Origin of the sequence: Yersinia sp. 2542 StPb PI (genome assembly GCF_048593855.1) — a bacterium.
GTDB classification, from domain to species: domain Bacteria; phylum Pseudomonadota; class Gammaproteobacteria; order Enterobacterales; family Enterobacteriaceae; genus Yersinia; species Yersinia enterocolitica_E.
Genome location: NZ_JAZGQA010000012.1, coordinates 1 through 20,277, shown reverse-complemented (window position 1 = coordinate 20,277; position 20,277 = coordinate 1). Strand labels below are relative to the sequence as shown.

Sequence of the window (20,277 nt, the reverse complement as noted above, 5' to 3'; positions counted from 1 at the left end):
AACAATGCAAGGTCTGTGCCAGTCGCGGCGAAGAGATGAGGATAATAGCTCTACAAATTGAGAGCTATAGAATACCCACGGGGAGTTGTGGGTATTAATCAGCCGCCAAACAGCGGCTTTACTGCCAGTTAGCCTAATTGCTGGTTGTTGATAGCCAAATGGGCCTTAAACACATCCAATGCTGTCGGAATGGTCTCTTTTGCGGCGTGTTTTTCTGGATTCCACAGCTTGGCAAAGGTAATCGCGCGGCCACAATGAATAAACACTTCATCAACCTCGATCACTAACACACTGCGGGCGGGGTGGCCATTTTGGCTAAAGCGCTCACACAGTTCAGGATCGACCGAAATCTTAGCCCGGCCATTCACCCGAAAACCTTCGTCCCAGTTGGGGATCAGGAACAAGATACCGATAGCGGGGTTATGCAGCAGGTTGCGGATACCATCCAGGCGGTTGTTCCCCGGGCGGTCTGGTAGCATCAGGGTTTTACTGTCCTGTACATGGATAAAACCCGGTTCCCCACCTTTGGGTGAGCAGTCGATCCCATTGGCGCCGAGGGTACCCAGTACGGCGAAGGGGGCTGCCGCGATGAGTTTTTTAGCATAATCATCAATGTGATCTATTTGTTTCTTCAACACGGTTTCAAAGGGGGCGGCGTAGTGCTCGCTGAGTTGTGCTTCGCTGGTGAGGATAAATTCAGGCTTCAGTGACATAAGGCTCTCAAGATTAACGGGCATGCAGATAACATGCCCACATATTATGTTATTTGTTATCAGAACGATTACGGATCGCGCGGTACAGCGTGAGGGCGCCAAGCACCAGCGTGATAATCCACATCGGCCATGAACCCAAACGGGCATAGGGGGTGACGCCCGTTGTTGGTGTAACTTTGGCCTCTAACACCTGTTGGGTAAATTGCGGGATCTGGGCGAGCACTTCACCGCTCGGGCCAACCACCGCAGTGATACCGTTATTGGTACTACGCAGCAGAGGGCGACCCAATTCAAGCGCGCGCATCCGTGCCATCTGGAAATGTTGCCATGGCCCAATTGAGTGGCCGAACCAGGCATCATTCGAGACGGTCAGCAGGAAATTAGTATCAGGATTGAAATTATCCCGTACCTGCTGGCCTAACACGATTTCATAACAAATAGCCGCAGTCAGGTTATATCCTGCCACCTTGAGCGATGGTTGCACATAACTGCCACGGCTGAACGTTGACATCGGTAGGTCAAACAGCGGTGCCAGCGGACGCAGTAAGGATTCTAGCGGCACAAATTCACCAAATGGGACCAGATGGTGTTTGCTGTAACGGTTTCGGCTCGGATATTGATACGGTTCTTTATCGCCTAAGACGATGACGCTATTAAAGAAATGATACCCCTGACCTTCAGGCCGGCGCTGGGCATCGACAATCCCTGTGATCAAGCTGCTATGATTGGCTCGCATCAGATCATCAACCATTGTCAGGAAGCCGGTTTGATCGGTTTCAATATCAGGAATGGCAGATTCCGGCCAGATGATGATCGGCGCTTTGCCCATAAATGGGCGAGTTTCATCCAGATAGACTTGCAGGGTCGAAAGCAGGACTTTAGGGTCCCACTTCATGGACTGAGCAATGTTACCTTGCACCATGGCGATATTGACAGCGCGTTCAGGCTCTGGCGTGAACCAATGCACTTGGCGCAGTGGCCATGGTAACAATAACAGTGCCATCGCCACTATTGCCGCAGTCACCCGGCGCTGATAGCAGGCGTAGGCCAGTAATCCACTGATTGCCATCAGTACAAAGGTGATGCCATCAACCCCGAGTATTGGGGCAATCCCACGCAGCGGGCCATTAATCTGGCTGTAGCCAAATTGCAGCCACGGGAAGCCGGTCAACACCCAGCCGCGTAAGAATTCTGTCAGTTGCCATACAACCGGTGCGGCAATCGCTAGCCGCCACCATGTCGCTTTTGGGCAGAGACGCGCTAACACACCGGCAAATAGCAGGGTGTAGAGCGATAGGTAGGCCGCCAGTAGTACCACCAGGAAAATATTGATTGCCGTTGGCATTCCGCCGAACTCGGAAATACTGACATAGACCCAGTTAATACCGCTACCGAATAGCCCCATTCCCCAACAAAAGCCAATAAAGGCGGACTGTCGGGTATTACGGTTCAGGGTTAGACTGAGTAAGCCAAACAGTGAAACAATGGCTGCCGGCCAGTAATCAAACGGTGAATAGGCCAGCGTACCGCAGGCACCAAAAAATAGCGCCAGTAGGGCGCGAACCCACTGGCGTTGAAGATATGAAGCAATAGGCATCAAGGATTTATTCTTCCAGTTTGGGTTGCGGAGCATCATCCGGGATTTTTACATGAACCTGAATGATACGTCGGCTATCCGCCATGGCAACTTTAAATAAGTAACCTTCAATTTCAATGGTTTCACCCCGGGCAGGTAAATGGCCAAATGCCTGCATTACCAAGCCACCAATGGTGTCAACCTCATCGTCGCTGAAATGGGTATTGAACACTTCATTGAAATCTTCAATTTGCGTCAGCGCACGAATGGTATAGGTATGCTTGCTGAGTTGACGCACATCTCTGTCTTCTTCATCGTCATACTCATCTTCTATTTCGCCAACGATCAGCTCAAGAATATCTTCAATGGTCACCAGCCCTGAAACGCCACCAAACTCATCAATGACAATGGCCATGTGGTAGCGCTGGGAACGGAACTCCTTCAGCATCCGATCGACACGCTTACTTTCTGGCACTACAACCGCCGTCCGTAACACTTTATCAATACTAAATGGCTCGGAGTCGGTGCGCATAAACGGCAACAAATCCTTGGCCATCAGGATACCTTCGATGTGATCTTTATCTTCGCTAATCACCGGAAAGCGGGAGTGAGCAGATTCAATAATCACATCCAAACACTCATCCAGCGTTTGGTTACGCTTTAATGTGACCATTTGAGAACGGGGGATCATGATGTCCCGCACGCGCTGCTCGGCAATATCCATCACGCCTTCCAGCATGTCACGGGTATCGGGATCGATCAGATCGTTTTGTTCAGAATCACGGATAAGCTCTACCAAATCACCACGGTTTTTAGGTTCACCGTGAAATAACTGGTTAAGGATAAGAGTAAAGAACCCTTTCTTGGGACTGGGGCTATCGTTGTTTTGTGAGTGGTCGTCGCTCATGGCGTTTTAGTTAAGTTTACTCATGTTATACCCTTGTATCTGATGCCGTAGGGGCTAGCGAGGTTTGCTTGCCGCCTACCTGCAATTCCAATAACGTTGGGTAAAGATTATATTTTATCGGCAGCAGTAGACTCACACCGCCGACAGTTTTCCCCGACTAACAGGGCATTATAACACCCGATATGATGGGTTTATTCGGGGTCTTTCTCCGAAATGTACGGATCTGGATAACCCAGACTTTGCATAATTTCAGTTTCGATTGACTCCATTTCTTCTGCTTCATCGTCCACGATGTGGTCATACCCTAGCAGATGGAGACTGCCGTGAACAACCATATGCGCCCAATGAGCTAATAGTGCTTTTTCTTGCTCGATAGCTTCTTGTTCAACCACCTGACGGCAAATGATTAAATCACCCAATAGTGGCAGTTCAATTTCAGGTGGGGCCTCAAAAGGAAAAGACAAGACATTGGTCGGTTTATCTTTACCGCGATAGGTTAGATTCAGCTCATGGCTTTCAGCTTCATCAACCAACCGAATGGTCACTTCTGCCACGTCTTGAAACTGCGGTAATACCGCCTCCAGCCAACGCTGAAAGTCAGCTTCGGCAGGTAAACCCTGGCTATCGGCGCAGGCAATTTGTAAATCGAGTATAACTTGGCTCACGGAGCCTCCTGCTCAGACGGGGTATGGTTTTCCCGCTTACGTTGTTCGGCAATAGTCTCTTTGCGTTTTTGTTCCGCCGCTTCCCAGGCCTCATAGGCAATAACCACACGGGCCACCACGGGGTGACGCACTACATCTTCGCTATGGAAGAAGTTAAAGCTCAGCTCTTCTACCTCAGACAGCACTTCAATGGCATGACTTAAGCCAGATTTTTGGTGGCGCGGTAAGTCGGTTTGCGTCACATCACCGGTAATAACTGCCTTGGAGTTAAAGCCCATACGGGTGAGAAACATCTTCATCTGTTCGATGGTGGTGTTCTGGCTCTCATCCAGAATGATAAAGGCATCATTGAGTGTCCGGCCCCGCATATACGCCAGCGGAGCCACTTCAATCACGTTACGTTCGATCAATTTTTCAACGCGCTCAAAGCCAAGCATTTCAAACAGTGCATCATAAAGTGGGCGCAGGTATGGATCGACTTTCTGACTCAGGTCCCCGGGCAGGAAACCCAATTTTTCGCCCGCTTCAACGGCCGGGCGGGTCAGTAAGATACGGCGCACATTCTGGCGTTCCAGAGCATCAACTGCCGCGGCTACCGCCAGATAGGTTTTACCGGTCCCGGCAGGACCAATCCCAAAGGTAATATCGTGATCAAGAATATTGGCGATGTATTGCGCCTGATTGGGGGTACGCGGTTTAACCATGCCGCGCTTGGTACGGATATTCACGGCTTTTCCGTAATCGGGCACGCTCTGTGCCGTTTGCTCCAATACATGACTCTCTTTCACCGCAAGGTGGATATCTTCCGGGGATATCTCTGGGGTAACACCCCGAATGGGGGCGGTGTCAACATACAGATGGCGCAGGATATCTGCCGCTGCAACAACGCAGATATTCTTACCGACTAACTTGAAACGGTTGTCTCGGCGATTAATTTCAATACCTAACCGGCGCTCCAACTGCTTGATGTTGTCATCAAAAGGGCCGCACAGACTCAACAAACGCTGATTGTCGGTGGGCTCTAGCAAGATTTCTTGTGTCACTACGTGCAAACTATTTCTCTGAGTCACTGTGTTCCTCTGGATATATCATTCACGGATATTATTTGTCTGATACCCGATTATACCTTTCGTACTGGAAATGGCCTTGGGCATATAACGTCAATCATACATGTCATTTAAGAATTATTCATGGTGCATGGTGCTGACGCAAGTTTACTTATCAATCCGTGCTTTCACGCTCTATTCAAGTAGCGACCCTCTGGAGGTGCAACTTAAAAAGTACGAATCTGCGCAGCAGCCCACTAAAATAAAACAGGCACTGACAATGCAGCGCCTGCTAATGCGAGTCAACTCGAACAACTATGGTCAGGGTTGATACTGCCCCACGCCAATCTCATTTTCTTTTCGGGTCCGCGCAATGAACCGATTGTGGCGATTCATGAACCCGTAGCGCCATCTGGTCTTCGGTTCGCTGCAAAATACCGCGCAGTGAACTGGCATAAACGTCTACAATTTCGACATCAACGAATTTGCCAATCATCTCTGGTGTACCTTCAAAATTCACCACCCGGTTATTTTCGGTACGCCCAGCCAGCTCCATCGCACTTTTACGGGAGGGGCCTTCTACCAGAATACGTTGCACACTGCCAACCATCTCGCGGCTGATTTCCATGGCCTGCTGAGTGATACGCTGTTGCAAAATATGCAGTCGCTGTTTTTTCTCCTCTTCACTGACATCGTCTGGTAGCTCTGCCGCGGGTGTGCCAGGGCGTGGAGAGTAAATAAAGCTGTAACTGGTATCGAAATGAATCTCCGCGACCAGCTTGATGGTTTGTGCAAAATCCTGCTGAGTTTCACCAGGGAAACCGATAATAAAATCGGAACTTATCTGGATATCTGGCCGCGCCTGCTGCAGTTTGCGGATGATAGCTTTGTACTCCAGTGCGGTGTGGGCGCGTTTCATCATGGTTAAAATTCGGTCGGAACCACTTTGCACTGGCAGATGCAGAAAACTCACCAGTTCTGGCGTATCGCGATAAACATCGATGATATCGTCGGTAAACTCAATCGGATGGCTGGTGGTAAAGCGAATGCGATCGATACCGTCAATGGCGGCAACCAGTCGCAATAACTCGGCAAAACTACAGATATCGCCGTCATAGGTGGCACCGCGATAGGCATTGACATTCTGGCCGAGCAGATTCACTTCCCGCACCCCTTGGGACGCTAACTGTGCAATTTCAAACAGAATATCGTCACTTGGGCGGCTGATCTCTTCGCCACGAGTGTAAGGCACCACGCAGAAGGTACAATATTTATTGCATCCTTCCATGATAGACACGAACGCGGTCGGGCCTTCAGCACGCGGCTCTGGCAGCCGATCAAACTTTTCAATCTCAGGGAAGCTGATATCTACCACCGGACTGTGCGTGCCTTGGACGTGGTTAATCATTTCTGGCAGGCGATGCAGGGTTTGCGGCCCGAAAATGACATCAACACAGGGCGCGCGTTGGCGCAGATGTTCGCCTTCCTGTGATGCTACACATCCACCGACACCAATAATCAGATTGGGATTCTTTTCTTTCAGGAGCTTCCAATGGCCCAGCAGGCTGAACACTTTTTCTTGTGCTTTTTCGCGAATTGAACAGGTATTCAGTAGCAGTAAATCGGCTTCTTCCGGGATCTCTGTCAACTGGTAGCCATGGGTGCTGGCCAGCAAATCTGCCATTTTAGATGAATCATATTCATTCATCTGGCAGCCCCAGGTTTTAATATGCAGTTTTTTCGTCATGGCTTATCTACCATCAAAAATTCATCATAAATGTCACATCGCGCGGTGCGGTGATCCATGTGTTCGCCAGGCGCAAAGGCTCACTAGTTGCGGGGTATTGTAGTCATTTGCAGTTGCGATGACCACCGCAGTTCGGCTTAGTTATTCTGTGGGGTGATGAAAAATCCGGTACACTGAGGGCAGATAAAGTATGGATGTTATTTTAACTTTTAAAGAATGGCCAAAATGAATAAATCGCAACCAAATTATGATGTTGTGGTGGTGGGGGGCGGTATGGTCGGTGCTGCTGCCGCGCTTGGGCTGGCACAAACAGGCTGGTCAGTCGCGTTACTCGAGCATGAAGCACCCACCCCGTTTGATGCCAGCAGTGCCCCCGATTTACGGGTTTCCGCTATCGGCTGCACTTCGGTATCGTTGCTGAAACAGCTCGGTGTCTGGCCGCAGGTACAGCAGATGCGTTATGCACCTTATCGTCGGTTGGAGACCTGGGAGCAGCCCGGTTCACAGGTGGTGTTTGATGCCGCCTCGCTCTCTTTGCCTGAGCTGGGGTTTATGGTTGAGAACCGGATTTTGCAGTTGGCATTATGGCAACAGATAGCGGAGTGCCCCAATTTAACGTTGCTGTGCCCGTCACGGCTGCAAACTATGGTTAGAGTAGATGAGTGCTGGCAAATCACGTTAGACGCTCAGCAACAGATACAGGGCCGTTTAGTGATAGGTGCTGATGGTGCCAACTCTCTGGTACGACGGTTAGCCGGTATCGGCACCAATGGCTGGCAGTATCGCCAGTCTTGCATGTTAATTACGGTAGAGACGGATACAGCTCAGCAAGACACCACCTGGCAGCAGTTTTTCCCAACGGGGCCGCGTGCTTTCTTACCGCTATTTGGCCAGTGGGCATCATTGGTGTGGTACGACAGCCCGCAGCGTATTCGTCAGCTTCAGGCGCTGCCGATGGCACAGTTGAATCAGGAAATTGCCAAGGCTTTCCCATCACGTTTGGGGGCTGTCAAAGCGATTGCTGCTGGCTCTTTCCCGCTAGTGCGTCGCCATGCACAACGTTATGTACAGCCGGGATTGGTCTTACTCGGGGATGCAGCCCATACCATTAATCCACTGGCCGGGCAGGGGGTGAATCTGGGATATCGCGATGTCGATGCGCTGTTGGAGGTGCTAAATCAAGCGCGTGAACGGGCAGAACCGTGGCACAGCGAGCGGGTATTACTGCGTTATCAACGCCGCCGCCGCACTGATAATCTGATTATGCAAAGTGGTATGGATGTGTTTTACACCACATTCAGCAATGATCTGCCACCGGTGAAATTCGTACGGAATCTGGCGTTGATAGCCGCTCAGCGTGCGGGCAAATTGAAAGAACATGCGTTGAGATATGCATTGGGGCTGTAGGGGGGATCTGTTTTTTTTGAGTTCAATAGTTAATACTTAGGACAGTTCGGAGCTGGTTTCGGTTGAAATTCGATCTGTTCTCTTTGCGGGCTTTGTCGCCTCAACCAACCATCAATCGAAACCTAATCCAACCTGGACTTGAGACATCGGACTCAATAAGAGGGAATATAGTGAAATCCCAGAATGCAAAAAGCTCGCCGAAGCGAGCTTTTCTAAATTTGGCTGGGGTACGAGGATTCGAACCTCGGAATGCTGGAATCAGAATCCAGTGCCTTACCGCTTGGCGATACCCCAAAAGATGGTGGCTACGACGGGAATCGAACCTGTGACCCCAGCATTATGAGTGCTGTGCTCTAACCAGCTGAGCTACGTAGCCATCTTTAAATCTTTAATCTTGAGAAGTTGTATGGCTGGGATACCAGGATTCGAACCTGGGAATGCCAGGATCAAAACCTGGTGCCTTACCGCTTGGCGATATCCCAACTGAAATACAATTCTTTTTTATATGACAACTCTCTTGCCTTACAGCTATCCATCCAAAAAAAAAGATGGCTGGGATACCAGGATTCGAACCTGGGAATGCCAGGATCAAAACCTGGTGCCTTACCGCTTGGCGATATCCCATCCGCTGTGACAAACCGATGAACGAATAATGGTGCGGGAGGCGAGACTTGAACTCGCACACCTTGCGGCGCTAGAACCTAAATCTAGTGCGTCTACCAATTTCGCCACTCCCGCAAAAAGATGGTGGCTACGACGGGAATCGAACCTGTGACCCCAGCATTATGAGTGCTGTGCTCTAACCAGCTGAGCTACGTAGCCATCTTTTTCCGCATTACCTTCATCGGCGTTGCGGGGCGCATTATGCGTATATGGCCGAATTGCGTCAACTAATTTTTTCCCAAAAAAGCGCTGAAAGGGTTCGTTTGTGTGGCTTGTGAACAGTCTGGTGATTAAAGCAGCACTTATGGTGATTAATTGTTGAATTTGCCAGCAAAAAACAAGGCTACCCTAGGGCAGCCTTGAGATTGGACAGTCAATATAGGCAGACCATCACATTCAATTATTTATAAGCGTCCTGATGCACGCCAACCGCACGTCCGGAAGGGTCATCCATACTTTTGAATGATTCATCCCACTCGATGGCTTTTGCTGATGAACAGGCGACTGATGGGCCACCAGGGACACATTCAGCGGCACTTGGCAGCGGGAACAGCTCTTCAAAAATTTCGCGATACAAGTAACCTTCTTTTGACGATGGCGTGTTGTATGGGAAACGGAAGTGGGCAGTTTCCATCTGTTGATCAGTGACTTGCTCTGCGGCTTTCTCTTTTAGTGTGTCAATCCAGCTATAGCCGACACCATCAGAGAATTGTTCTTTCTGACGCCATGCAACGCTGTGTGGTAGGTAAGATTCAAAACATTCACGCAGGACATGTTTTTCCATTTTGCCATTACCACACATTTTGTCCTGCGGATTGATACGCATCGCAACATCGAGGAAGTTCTTATCCAGGAAGGGGACGCGGGCCTCAACACCCCAGGCAGACATCGCTTTGTTGGCACGCGCACAGTCATACATGTGCAGGGCCAGCAATTTACGCACAGTCTCTTCATGCAATTCTTTCGCATTTGGTGCTTTGTGGAAGTAGAGGTAGCCGCCGAACACTTCGTCAGACCCTTCGCCAGATAGCACCATCTTGATCCCCATCGCTTTGATTTTACGCGACATCAGATACATTGGTGTTGAGGCGCGGATGGTGGTGACATCATAGGTTTCAATGTGATAAATCACATCACGGATAGCATCCAAACCTTCTTGCACGGTGAAATGAATTTCATGGTGCACGGTACCTAAATGGTTGGCGACTTCTTTCGCAGCACGTAAATCCGGTGAGCCAATCAGACCTACTGCAAAGGAGTGCAGTTGTGGCCACCAGGCTTCACTGCGCTCATCGTCTTCGACACGACGGGCGGCAAATTTTTTGGTGATAGCAGAGATAACGGAAGAGTCCAGACCGCCGGACAGCAATACACCGTAAGGCACGTCAGACATCAAGTGGCTTTTTACCGCTTCTTCTAACGCGTTAGCCAACTGAACTTTGTCAGTTACATTGTCTTTGACGTTGTCGAAATCAAACCAATCGCGATGATAGTATTCGCGAATCTCACCCTCTTTACTCCACAGATAGCTGCCCGCTGGGAACTCTTTAATGGTGCGGCACACCGGTACTAATGCTTTCATCTCTGAAGCAACAAACATGTTGCCGTTTTCATCATGGCCCATATACAGCGGGATAATCCCCAAATGGTCACGGCCAATCAGATAGGCATCTTTTTCTGTATCGTACAGGACGAAAGCGAACATACCTTGCAGGTCATCAAGGAATTCTGGGCCTTTTTCCTGATACAACGCCAGAATCACTTCACAATCTGAGCCGGTTTGAAACGCGTAACGGTCACCATATTGCTGACGTAATGCCTGATGATTATAGATTTCACCGTTAACGGCCAGAATATGCGTGTGGGCCGCATTAAACAGGGGCTGGGCTCCGGTATTGACGTCAACGATAGACAAACGTTCGTGGGCGAGAATGGCTTTATCATTTGCCCACACACCAGACCAATCCGGGCCACGATGGCGCATTAAACGTGACATTTCCAGCGCTTTTTTACGTAACTCAATGGGGTCGGTTTTAAGGTCGAGGACCCCGAAAATAGAACACATAATAATCTCCCTAACTTCTCTGCTTTGGCGGTGATGATGTTGAATTTGAGTCGTTCATCGCTGGATCTGTTTTTTCACACTTGCTTATGAGTGATGCAAGTTATGCCCCATGACGATGCAGTCATCCAAATTATTTCTAAACTAGATGTGAGAAATACATGCAATTTATACGCCAATTCACAGCGCTATTATTTTGGTGCAATGGTTGGTACGGCAATGGGTACCTATACCCAAAGCACTTGACGTTGCAGGCAGGCAGCCAGCGAGTCAGTCCCGATGAGCTTAACTCAGCCAAGTGATTCGGGTGAGTGAACCCAGCTAACACCCCAGCAGCTTCAAGGACGAAGGCTATAAAAGAAAATGCGCCAAAATAGGGCGTAATGGCAAGAAACTTTGGTGCACTGCACTAAAAAAAGGCATAGCGCTAAAGGAGGAGGGGGCAAAAAAGAGAGTGGCGGCCATGACATGACCGCCAATAGAGATTAGATAATATTGATATCAACCACGGAAGAGAAAACGTAGTTCGGGCGAAATGGCATGGCTTCAATATCTGTTAGCGTTGAAACACCGGACAGGACCAAAATCGTTTTCAACCCAGCCTGGAAACCGGCCAGAATATCGGTACGTAGGTTATCACCGACAATCACCGTGCTTTCTGAATGGGCATGCATTTTATTCAGCGCCGCGCGAATGATCCACGGGCTGGGCTTGCCCACATAAAACGGCTTGCGACCGGAGATTTTCTCAATAGGTGCGCACAATGCGCCACACGCCGGAGCAAACCCGTGCCCGTGGCTATCGGGGTTGGTGGCAATAAAACGCGCACCATTGGCGACAAAATAGGCGGCTTTATGCATCATGTCCCAGTTGTAGGACCGGGTTTCACCGACAATCACAAAGTCAGGATTGATATCGGTGATAGTAAAGCCAGCTTTATAGAGTTCGTGTACTAATGCACCTTCACCCACAACATAGGCTTTTTTACCTTCCTGATTGCGCAGGAAGTCGGCAGTGGCCATCGCCGAGGTATAAAAGGCGCTTTCTGGTACGTCCAACCCAGCAGAACTGAAGCGGTTAGCCAGATCCTGCGCGGTTTGTGACGGATAGTTGGTCAGAATAACCAGCGGCATTCCGGCATTTTGGATCCGGGCCAGAAAGTCGTTAGCGCCCGGTATCGCTTTATTATCATGTAACAACACACCATCGATATCGCAAATAACGCTTTTAATTGTCATGGTTAAACCCAAATTAATTGGAGTTACAGTTAGGCAGCAAATGAGTGCATCCCGATGCGCTGACGCTGGTCAGTATTCGGGTCAGTGAGAGCAGCAGCCTCAAGTCAGAAGGGTATTATATTACTCATTTTTGCACGGCAATGGTCCACTATAACATGACCGATAAGGCGTTTACCCCTGCCGTTGCCTTATTTGCATCTACGCGTTAGCTTTCCAGCAGGCGTTGCAATAATACACCGTTCAACATGGCGCGCTTAGCCAGAGCAAAAGCACCAATTGCAGACTGATGATCAAGCTGCGACGTCACGATAGGCAGATTCAGGCGGAAGTTTTTCAATACTTGTGTATTGATGCAGCTCTGAATGGCTGGCAGTAGGATTTTATCGGCTTCAATGATTTCACCCGCAATAACGACTTTTTGCGGATTAAATAAGTTGATGGCGATAGAAATGGCTTTGCCCAGATAGCGGCCCACGTGTTCAATCACTTCGCTTGCCAGCAAGTCACCCCGGTTAGCCGCTTTGCAGATAGCGCCGATATGACAATCATCCAACGTTAATTTGCTTGGGTAGCCCTGAGCGAGCAGGTGGCGCACTCGATTTTCAATGGCGGCATTGGAGGCAACCGTTTCCAGGCAGCCAAAATTGCCGCAATAACAGCGTTCACCCAATGGGTCAATCTGGATATGGCCGATTTCACCCACGTTACCGTTACTGCCCAAGAATATCTGGCTGTTAACGATAATACCCGCACCGGTACCACGGTGCAGACGAACCAATATGGAGTCTTCACAGTCACGAGTTGCACCAAAGTAGTGCTCCGCCAGCGCCAAACTGCGAATATCGTGGCCAACAAAACTGGTGACATTAAAACGATTTTGCAGATTTTCGACTAATGGCCAGTTGCTGACACTGATATGGGGCATATAGCGCACGATACCTTTGTGCGGTTCAACCAGACCTGGGAGGATAACCGCAATGGCAATCAGCTCACGCAATTTGCGCTGATAGGCTTCAATAAACTGGCTGATAATAGTAAACAGCGCGTGTTCCAGCGTTTCTTGCGTGCGTTCAGGTAGCGAATAATGTTCTTCACCCAGTGATTTACCGCTCATATCAAACAGGGTAATAGTTGCATCATGGCGGCCCAGACGCACCGCAATGGTATGGAACTGGCGGTTTTCTGTCACTATAGATATAGCACGGCGACCGCCGGTAGAGGCTTGCTGATCAACTTCCTTGATAAGCCCCCGTTCCAGCAGCTGACGCGTAATTTTGGTGACACTGGCGGGGGCGAGTTGGCTGAGATCGGCAATCTGAATGCGCGAGATAGGGCCTTGCTGATCAATAAGCCGGTAAACAACGGCACCATTGAGTTGTTTCACAAGATCCACATTACCAATTTGTGACTGTCCGCCGGTGCTCATCAATAAAATTACTCGCTTATTTTAAAACCTCGTTACCGTTAACGATGGTTTTAGTGATTTTATAATCGCGGGTAAAGGCAGTCAGGTTGGCCACTTTGCCGACTTCAATACTCCCTAACTGCTTATCCACGCCGATAGCGCGGGCCGCATACAGTGTCGCCATACGCAATGTTTCGTCCAGTGCGATGCCAACGTGTTCCACACTATTTTGTACCGCTTCGATCATCGTCAGTGCTGAACCGCTTAATGTGCCATTCTCATCCACACATAAACCATCGCGATAGTATATTGTTTTGCCAGCAAAAATAAATTGATCAATTTCAGCACCGGCCGGAGCGGTAGCATCAGTTACCAGTACCAGCTTGTCACCTTTCAGGCGTTTTGCGTTGCGGATATTGGCCCAGTCGACATGCAGGCCATCTGCTATCACCCCGGTGTAGATTTCCGGCGTATCAAAAATCGCTCCGATCAAGCCGGGTTCACGCCCGGTGATGTATGGCATGGCATTATACAGATGTGTCGCAAAGCGGATACCGGCCGCAAAGCCTTGGCGGGCTTGCTGATAAGTGGCATTCGAGTGACCGGCTGAAACCAGAATACCGGCTTCAGTCAACTGGCGAATGTATTTGTCATCAACCATCTCTGGTGCCAGAGTGAATTGGGTAATCACATCCGCATTTGCACACAGATAATCAATCATCTCTGCGGTTGGTTTGCGAATAAACGCTGGGTTATGTGTGCCTTTCTTGAGCGGGCTAAGATATGGCCCCTCCAGATGCAGACCCAACGCTTTATGTTGGTTTTTTTGCAGGTATGAACGCATGACATTAATGCCGTGCTTCATAAACTCATCACTACATGTGATGAGTGTTGGCAGGAAGCTGGTGCAACCAGACTTTTCATTCGCGCGCTGCATGATATCCAACGTCTCTTCGGAGATAGCTTCGAGAGAATCATTGAATTGCACGCCGCCGCAGCCATTTAACTGCACATCAATAAAACCGGGGGCCAGAATGGCGCCACCCAAATCGCGCACCTCAATATCAGCCGGAAGTTCATCGGCAGGACAGATACGTTCGATCAATCCATCAGCCACGACAACAGCATGATTATCCAGTACTTCGTGGCTGGTATAAATACGGCCGTGAGTTAAAGCGTACATCTTAGCCCCCTGATGACTGTTACAGACCTTTGATATTTTCAGCTTCCAATTCGTGGAAGTATTTTACAGTTTTAACCTTCAATTCCATAGTGGAAGGTTCATCACACACCATGATGGCTTTGGCATGCAGTTGCAGGCAACTGATGGTCCACATGTGGTTGATGCTACCTTCGACCGCAGCTTGCAAGGCTTGTGCTTTACCGTGGCCGGTGACCAGAATCATCACTTCTTCCGCATCCAGCAAGGTACCTACACCTACGGTAAGCGCATATTTCGGCACGAGGTTTGCATCACCACCAAAGAAGCGGGAGTTAGCGATGCGGGTTTCTTGCGTCAGCGTTTTGATACGGGTACGGGATGCTAAAGACGATGCCGGTTCATTAAATGCGATGTGACCGTCAACGCCCACGCCACCCATAAACAGGTTAATTTTACCGTAAGACTTAATTTTTTCTTCGTAACGACGACATTCTTCATCGATATCTGGCGCGTTGCCATTTAACAGGTTGATGTTCTCGGCTGGGATATCAACATGATCGAAGAAATTGGAGTGCATGAAGGTGTAGTAACTTTCGGGATGTTCTTGTGGCAGCCCAACATATTCATCCATGTTGAAAGTGACCACATTTTTGAAACTCACTTCACCGGCTTTGTGCATCGCAACCAAGTGCTTATACGCTTCCATCGGTGTGCCGCCAGTTGGCAGCCCCAGAACAAATGGGCGATCAGCGGTTGGTTTAAATGCGTTGATACGGCTAACGATATGACGTGCTGCCCATTTACCAACTTCTGTGGTGTTTTTCAGTGGGATAAGTCTCATCTTGCACCTCTTTGATTGCTAATAGTGGCTATACTCTACGCGGATTGAATCATTCAGCTAAGCGTAACTCAGATTTTGACTCATGCGCTGGTACAATACTTTGTTCATTTTTCGAATGATAAAATAAGTTTTGTGTTATGGCTAGTGCATTGGTGCTTTTTGACTGTTTTTTGGTGACGTTTATCACAGAATAGGGGGTTTTAATTTGCGTTACGAAATAAATTTTTTACACTCCGCAATGAGTAATACATGCCGTGAATAAATTAAAGATGTGCCATGCGTTTTTCTAAAAGGTAGTGAATCAAATAAATAAACTACTTAAAGGGTCCGATAGCGGACGAATAGGGGGAAAGGTGAATATTCTTAGTTACTTACAAAAAGTGGGCCGGGCCTTGATGGTCCCAGTGGCCACACTGCCAGCAGCCGCGATACTGATGGGCGTAGGCTATTGGATCGATCCGGTAAGCTGGGGGGGTGATAATGCACTGGCGGCATTATTTATCAAATCCGGTGCGGCGATTATCGACAACATGTCCGTGCTGTTCGCAATTGGTGTTGCTTACGGTATGTCAAAAGACAAAGACGGTGCGGCTGCACTGACCGGCTTTGTAGGTTTCCTGGTATTAACCACGCTGTGCTCGCCTGCTGCGGTGTCGATGATTCAAAAGATCCCGGTTGATCAGGTTCCGGCAGCTTTTGGTAAAATCAACAACCAGTTCGTGGGTATTCTGGTGGGTATTATCTCTGCTGAGTTGTACAACCGCTTTAGCAGCGTTGAATTGCCAAAAGCACTCTCCTTCTTCAGCGGCCGCCGTCTGGTTCCAATTCTGACGTCCTTCCTGATGATCGTGGTTGCCTTCATTCTGATGTACGTTTGGCCACTGATTTATAACGCACTGGTGACCTTCGGCGAATATATCAAAGATATGGGTTCAGTGGGGGCGGGTATCTATGCCTTCTTCAACCGCTTGCTTATCCCAGTCGGCCTGCACCATGCCCTGAACTCAGTGTTCTGGTTTGACGTTGCTGGTATTAACGATATTCCTAACTTCCTCGGTGGCCAACAATCTATCGATTCTGGTAAAGCTGTTGTGGGTATCACTGGCCGTTATCAGGCTGGCTTCTTCCCAATCATGATGTTTGGTTTACCTGGTGCGGCGTTGGCGATTTATCACTGCGCGCGTCCTGAAAATAGAGCGAAAGTGGCCGGTATCATGTTGGCGGGTGCATTTGCAGCCTTCTTCACCGGTATCACCGAACCACTTGAATTCTCCTTCATGTTTGTCGCACCCGTGCTGTACTTCTTGCACGCCGTGCTGACCGGTATTTCGGTGTTCATTGCTGCCAGCATGCATTGGATTGCCGGCTTTGGTTTCAGCGCCGGTTTAGTGGATATGGTGCTCTCTTCTCGCAACCCGTTAGCCACACAGTGGTACATGCTTATCCCACAAGGTTTGGTGTTCTTCGCCATTTACTACGTGGTGTTCCGTTTCACCATCCAGAAATTCAACTTGCTGACACCTGGGCGTGAATTGGCAGTTGAAGGCAGTGAAGAAGATGGTTATGACGTCAATGTTGATAACACCCCAGCAGTGAACGAAAGTGAAATCAACGGGCTGGCGCGTCGCTATATTGGCGCTATCGGTGGTTCAGATAACCTGACTGGCATTGATGCCTGCATCACTCGTCTGCGTCTGAACGTAAAAGATTCTGCCCAGGTTAATGACAGTGTTGCCAAACGCTTAGGTGCGTCAGGTGTCATTCGTCTGAATAAACAAAGTGTGCAAATCATTGTAGGTACCCGCGCAGAATTGATTGCTTCGGCAATGCGTACGGTGTTGGCAAGTGGTTCGGTTCCTGCCGCCAGCAGTTCTGTGGCACCAGCAGCAGCCAAGCCTCAGGCAGTTATTAACACCACTAAGACCGCTTCTCTGGTACTGGTTTCACCTATTACCGGTGATGTTGTCGCACTGGATCAAGTTCCTGATGAAGCTTTTGCCAGCAAAGCAGTCGGTGAGGGTGTTGCCATCCGTCCTACTGATAAAATGGTGGTTTCTCCGGCGAACGGGACTATCGTTAAAATCTTCAATACTGACCATGCATTCTGTCTGGAAACTGAAACCGGCGCTGAAATTGTGGTTCATATCGGGATTGATACGGTAAAACTGAACGGTCAGGGCTTTGCTCGTTTGGTCGATGAGGGAGCCACTGTCGTTGCTGGTCAACCGGTGTTGGAACTGGACTTGGCTTATCTGAACGCCAATGCGCGCTCAATGATTAGCCCGGTTGTGGTGAGCAATATTGATGATTATGCCGGTATCTCGGTATTGGCAGGCAGCTCTGTTGTTGCCGGTCAAAGCCCGTTGTTTGAGATCCGTGGCAAATAATCAGCTTAAGGTTAATGGTGAAAAGGGACTGCTGTCCTGAATAACCAATTTAACTTTTAGCTGAACCAACGGGAAGAGAGCAATCTCTTCCCGTTTTTTTGTTTTATTTCCTGTAACAAACGGTTGTTTCCAAGTCGGGCTTGTTGGATTATACCTGTCATCTTTCAAGTTGCAGGTGTGTTGGCCGCTCTCATTCACCCGAATCACTTACTTGTGTAAGCTCATCGGGATGAATGAGCCTCATCCTTGAGGCTCACCCTGCGGGCTAGCATAGATGCTATTCAAATCGGTTCCCGACCGATTTGTCTCTCGTTTGCCGCCTTCCTGCATCCTTGAAATCTATTAGGTAAATATGCGGTTATATTTGTTGCGTTTGCATTGAGGAATAGAACAATGAGTGAGGCAGAAGCCCGCCCGAGTAATTTTATCCGTCAGATAATTGACGAAGATTTAGCCAGCGGTAAACATACGTCGGTTCATACCCGCTTTCCGCCAGAGCCAAATGGCTACCTGCATATTGGTCACGCCAAATCTATCTGCCTGAACTTTGGCATCGCACAAGATTATCAGGGTCAGTGTAATTTGCGTTTCGACGACACCAACCCGGTGAAAGAAGATGTTGAGTTCGTTGAGTCGATTAAACACGACGTAGAGTGGCTAGGCTTCACCTGGAGCGGTGATGTGCGTTACTCCTCAGACTATTTCGATCAACTGTATCAGTACGCTGTCGAGCTGATTAATAAGGGCCTGGCGTATGTTGATGAGTTAACCGCTGAGCAGATGCGCGAATATCGTGGCACACTGACTGCGCCGGGGAAAAATAGCCCGTACCGTGATCGCAGTGTGGAAGAGAATCTGGCGCTGTTTGAAAAGATGCGTGCTGGTGGTTTTGCTGAGGGTACTGCGTGTCTGCGTGCCAAAATCGATATGGCGTCACCGTTTATCGTGATGCGTGACCCGGTGCTGTATCGTATTAAGTTCGCCGAACACCATCAGTCTGGTAACAAGTGGTGCATCTACCCGATGTATGACTTTACCCATTGTATTTCTGATGCGATTGAAGGGATCACCCATTCACTCTGTACGCTGGAATTCCAGGATAACCGCCGCTTATATGATTGGGTGCTGGATAATATCTCTATCGAATGTCATCCGCGTCAGTATGAATTCTCTCGCCTGAATCTAGAATACGCCATTATGTCTAAGCGTAAGCTGAATCAATTGGTGACCGAGAAAGTCGTGGAAGGCTGGGATGATCCACGTATGCCAACGATTTCTGGTTTGCGTCGCCGTGGCTACACCGCGGCTTCCATCCGTGAGTTCTGCCGCCGTATTGGGGTGACCAAGCAGGATAACAACGTTGAAATGATGTCACTGGAGTCTTGTATCCGTGATGATCTCAACGAAAATGCCCCACGGGCCATGGCGGTTCTTGACCCAATCAAGGTCATTATTGAAAATCGTGTGGCCGGGGAAGAGTGGCTGACTATGCCAAATCACCCGAATAACCCGGAGATGGGCACGCGTCAGGTTCCTTTCGATAGCGAGCTTTATATCGATCGCGCCGATTTCCGTGAAGAAGCGAATAAACAGTACAAGCGTTTGGTACTAGGCAAAGAAGTGCGCTTACGTAATGCCTATGTTATCAAAGCTGAACGTGTCGAAAAGGACGCAGAAGGCAATGTGACTACGCTTTATTGCAGTTATGACGCCGAAACCTTAAACAAAGATCCAGCCGATGGGCGCAAAGTTAAAGGCGTTATTCATTGGGTTTCTGTTAAGCATGCATTGCCGGCAGAAATTCGCCTGTATGACCGTCTGTTTAGCGTACCAAACCCTGCGGCGGCGGAAGACTTCTTGTCTACCATCAATCCTGAGTCGTTGATTATCCGTCAGGGTTTTGTTGAACCAGGTTTGGTTGATGCAGTTCCAGAGCGAACCTATCAATTTGAACGTGAAGGTTATTTCTGTACTGATAGCCGCTATTCACGCCCTGATGCCTTGGTATTTAACCGTACTGTCGGTTTGCGTGATACCTGGGCGGCAAAAGCGACCAGTTAAGTTTTAGTTCTCACTCAGAACAGTAGAATTGGCGTGGCTTAGTCCACGCTTTTTTTATGCCCTGAGTTCCTGCAAATTTGATGTTAACAACGGGTATTCACCCAAATTACATGACTGCGTAAGTTCATCCAGATAGCTGTGCGTTGTCTGGTGGCACACCCGGTTTATTAGAAATAAAACTGAAATTGTTTATTGTACTAAACACTAATAACTCCCTTTCTCTTTTCCACTGCTGCGTTTTATCCCCTGGTCAATGTCGACATATTGCTCCTTTTTTTAGCAACAAAGCGGCTGTCTGTAAGTCTTTCTTAAATATTCGCTTTACGAATTAACTGAGAGAAAAGCCCTATTTCATTAAGAGAATACGCAGGCTTTATTGCATCGGCTGAAACCATTC

General features: G+C 48.9%; 13 protein-coding genes, 6 tRNA genes and 1 pseudogene. 3 read left to right on the top strand and 17 right to left on the bottom strand.

Features of this window, described 5'->3' with window-relative positions; all coding sequences use genetic code 11:
• Positions 1-128 precede the first annotated feature (128 nt).
• From V1952_RS03205 to miaB, 6 genes and pseudogenes are all read right to left on the bottom strand, one after another.
• Complete coding sequence (locus tag V1952_RS03205; RefSeq protein ID WP_372558333.1) at positions 129-713, bottom strand: MSMEG_1061 family FMN-dependent PPOX-type flavoprotein; 585 nt, start codon at positions 711-713, stop codon at positions 129-131.
• Between the two features lie 49 nt (positions 714-762).
• Positions 763-2,310 carry an apolipoprotein N-acyltransferase gene (gene lnt, locus V1952_RS03200; protein ID WP_420074302.1) on the bottom strand — a complete coding sequence of 516 codons (1,548 nt, stop codon included), beginning with the start codon at positions 2,308-2,310 and terminating at the stop codon, positions 763-765.
• Positions 2,311-2,317: 7 nt separating this feature from the next.
• Entirely contained in the window at positions 2,318-3,196 is an 879-nt protein-coding gene (corC, locus tag V1952_RS03195; protein WP_083159653.1) for a CNNM family magnesium/cobalt transport protein CorC, read from the bottom strand.
• 191 nt (positions 3,197-3,387) lie between these two features.
• The gene (gene ybeY / locus V1952_RS03190) at positions 3,388-3,861 is read right to left on the bottom strand and encodes an rRNA maturation RNase YbeY (RefSeq protein WP_083159651.1); all 474 of its coding nucleotides are present in this window, start codon (positions 3,859-3,861) and stop codon (positions 3,388-3,390) included.
• Positions 3,858-4,931, bottom strand: coding sequence for a PhoH family protein (locus tag V1952_RS03185; RefSeq protein ID WP_193784699.1), 1,074 nt, complete (start codon positions 4,929-4,931; stop codon positions 3,858-3,860). The genes ybeY and V1952_RS03185 overlap by 4 nt, the downstream gene beginning before the upstream one ends.
• Positions 4,932-5,228: 297 nt before the next feature.
• A pseudogene (gene miaB / locus V1952_RS03180) lies at positions 5,229-6,654 on the bottom strand (tRNA (N6-isopentenyl adenosine(37)-C2)-methylthiotransferase MiaB).
• 225 nt (positions 6,655-6,879) lie between these two features.
• On the opposite strand from miaB, the gene ubiF reads away from it, so the two are divergent.
• Entirely contained in the window at positions 6,880-8,061 is a 1,182-nt protein-coding gene (gene ubiF, locus V1952_RS03175; RefSeq protein ID WP_420074301.1) for a 3-demethoxyubiquinol 3-hydroxylase, read from the top strand.
• A 219-nt stretch (positions 8,062-8,280) separates the two neighbouring features.
• Here ubiF and V1952_RS03170 read toward each other — a convergent pair.
• The 11 genes from V1952_RS03170 to nagB all read right to left on the bottom strand — a co-directional run bounded on the left by V1952_RS03170 (position 8,281) and on the right by nagB (position 15,432).
• A tRNA-Gln gene (locus tag V1952_RS03170) sits at positions 8,281-8,355 on the bottom strand.
• Positions 8,356-8,360: 5 nt separating this feature from the next.
• Positions 8,361-8,437 (bottom strand) — tRNA-Met (locus V1952_RS03165).
• Between the two features lie 31 nt (positions 8,438-8,468).
• Positions 8,469-8,543, bottom strand: a tRNA-Gln gene (locus V1952_RS03160).
• 67 nt (positions 8,544-8,610) lie between these two features.
• Positions 8,611-8,685, bottom strand: a tRNA-Gln gene (locus V1952_RS03155).
• A 29-nt stretch (positions 8,686-8,714) separates the two neighbouring features.
• Positions 8,715-8,799 (bottom strand) — tRNA-Leu (locus V1952_RS03150).
• Between the two features lie 7 nt (positions 8,800-8,806).
• Positions 8,807-8,883, bottom strand: a tRNA-Met gene (locus V1952_RS03145).
• Between the two features lie 241 nt (positions 8,884-9,124).
• Positions 9,125-10,789, bottom strand: coding sequence for an asparagine synthase B (gene asnB, locus V1952_RS03140; RefSeq protein ID WP_005193277.1), 1,665 nt, complete (start codon positions 10,787-10,789; stop codon positions 9,125-9,127).
• Between the two features lie 482 nt (positions 10,790-11,271).
• Complete coding sequence (locus V1952_RS03135) at positions 11,272-12,024, bottom strand: HAD-IIA family hydrolase (protein ID WP_032908027.1); 753 nt, start codon at positions 12,022-12,024, stop codon at positions 11,272-11,274.
• Between the two features lie 205 nt (positions 12,025-12,229).
• The gene (nagC, locus tag V1952_RS03130; protein ID WP_193784698.1) at positions 12,230-13,450 is read right to left on the bottom strand and encodes a DNA-binding transcriptional regulator NagC; all 1,221 of its coding nucleotides are present in this window, start codon (positions 13,448-13,450) and stop codon (positions 12,230-12,232) included.
• Between the two features lie 16 nt (positions 13,451-13,466).
• Entirely contained in the window at positions 13,467-14,612 is a 1,146-nt protein-coding gene (gene nagA, locus V1952_RS03125) for an N-acetylglucosamine-6-phosphate deacetylase (RefSeq protein ID WP_372558338.1), read from the bottom strand.
• 19 nt (positions 14,613-14,631) lie between these two features.
• Entirely contained in the window at positions 14,632-15,432 is an 801-nt protein-coding gene (gene nagB / locus V1952_RS03120) for a glucosamine-6-phosphate deaminase (protein ID WP_372558339.1), read from the bottom strand.
• 353 nt (positions 15,433-15,785) lie between these two features.
• On the opposite strand from nagB, the gene nagE reads away from it, so the two are divergent.
• Together nagE and glnS are read left to right on the top strand one after the other, a co-directional pair.
• Positions 15,786-17,819 carry an N-acetylglucosamine-specific PTS transporter subunit IIBC gene (gene nagE, locus V1952_RS03115; RefSeq protein ID WP_372558340.1) on the top strand — a complete coding sequence of 678 codons (2,034 nt, stop codon included), beginning with the start codon at positions 15,786-15,788 and terminating at the stop codon, positions 17,817-17,819.
• 393 nt (positions 17,820-18,212) lie between these two features.
• On the top strand, positions 18,213-19,880 hold the full coding sequence (gene glnS / locus V1952_RS03110; protein ID WP_420070762.1) for a glutamine--tRNA ligase: 1,668 nt from the start codon (positions 18,213-18,215) through the stop codon (positions 19,878-19,880).
• Positions 19,881-20,277 lie beyond the last annotated feature (397 nt).